Source organism: Methylopila musalis, assembly GCF_042679725.1.
GTDB lineage: Bacteria > Pseudomonadota > Alphaproteobacteria > Rhizobiales > Methylopilaceae > Methylopila > Methylopila musalis.
This window is the reverse complement of the sequence record NZ_JBHTMX010000336.1, coordinates 1-1,573: the sequence shown is the minus strand read 5'-3', so window position 1 is coordinate 1,573 and position 1,573 is coordinate 1. Positions and strand designations below refer to the sequence as shown.

1 protein-coding gene and 1 tRNA gene are annotated in these 1,573 nt (G+C 67.3%); both read left to right on the top strand.

Annotation, left to right across the window (positions count from 1 at the left end):
• Window positions 1-827 precede the first annotated feature (827 nt).
• Window positions 828-903 (top strand) — tRNA-Thr (locus ACFQ4O_RS17395).
• Between the two features lie 301 nt (window positions 904-1,204).
• The coding region (locus ACFQ4O_RS17390) for a hypothetical protein (RefSeq protein WP_378777624.1) at window positions 1,205-1,573 on the top strand (369 nt) is incomplete at its 3' end.

Sequence of the window (1,573 nt, the reverse complement as noted above, 5' to 3'; positions counted from 1 at the left end):
ATCAATACATACGCACGACAATCACGCACAAAGCCCGCCACCAAGGCGGGCTTTGCGCGTTCGGGGCGCAGGGGCATGGCGAGGGCAAACAGGCGGATCCCCGCGGTCAACCCCAACGCGTAGGCGTGCAGCGGTGGCAGGACGGCTTCGTGATGGCCAGATAACCCGACGCGACCGATCGGCCAGCGTAGGCGACTGAGCTTGCGATTGGTTGCTCTCCCGTCCTCACAGGTTCTGATGTCGCGTCGATATGACCTGACCGGCTTCGGGCAGCGCATGATGAACTCCCTGCAGCCCGATACGCCGCCATGTGCGTCGTGTGCCGGATGGCGTTTTCTGGAGAGCGCTTCCGTCGAGACTCGGCGGGACGTGTTCGAGCACGACAGCACGCGTGCCTTCTGCTGCAACCGCTTTGTGTGTGATGGCGGAAAGCCGACATCTCGGGTCTGTCGCGAGCGCGATCTGATCGACCGGTTCGTATCCAGGTTGAATCACGTCCGTCGGATCGCTACCGGCGACGCCAAGCTGGCGGCCAACGCCGTCGCCGCGGTCTGCGCTCGCTTCATTGCGCCTGCGCTTCCGGGCTTACGCGGCTGTCGCCTGACGTCGCTGGCGTGTGCGTGTAATTGCTTGATAGTTACTTCGTTCATCCCAAGCATCCGACCAGAGTTGATCAAAAACGGACGGGCGGAGGCGGCGACAGGCGAGGGGCGCGCAGTCCGGCGCCGATGCCTCTTTCCGTCAGCCAAAACCGCCAACGCGCCCTTGGGCGTGAGGGCGCGCGAGGGTTGCCAATTCCGGCGGCTTTCGCTAAAGCAAGCGCCGTCGCCGCAATAGCTCAGCTGGTAGAGCACGTCATTCGTAATGACGGGGTCGGGGGTTCGAGCCCCTCTTGCGGCACCATTGTCTTCTCCCCACCGATGGTTCGACGATAAGCGCCTGCGCGCGGACGCAGGTGGCGAACCGTGCTTAAGCGCTCCCAACCTCGTGTTGTCCCGGGCGGACGGTCGCTCGCGGACGGAGCGGTTGCGCAGGGAAGGCGGCGGCTTACCTTACAGATCGGAATGTGAAGGGTCTGGCGCTCGCGTCGCGAGGGCCGCGTCGGGAGTGCGCGTTCGGTGTCCTATTCTTGTCCCTGCCGCGTCGCCGTCCGCGACGGTGATCGCGCGAACGCCGCCTCCGCATTGACCCGGCGCTGACGTCCGTGGATCCGCTTGTCATTCTTCCGGCGCTGATGCTGGTGTGGAGCATCGGCTTCGCGGCGCAGGTGGCGATGGCGTGGCGCCGGCACGGGGTCAATGTCGCGGCCTGGGCCGTGAAGGTGGCGCTGGTTCTCGCCGGCGCCGGAGCCGCCGTGGCGTTCGGGTCCGAGCCCGGGGTCTACGCCGCCGCCGCGGCCTGGGCGCTGTTTCTGGCGGCGCCTTCCTTCGCGGCCAACGCCCATGCCCGCGCGCTCGGCGGGCAGGACTATGACAGGGCCCGCCGGATGGCGCAGGTGGTGCGGCTGCTGCACCCGTTCGACGGCTGGCGGCGAGAGCCGGACCTGCTCGCGGCGCTGGCGCGGCTGCGCGCC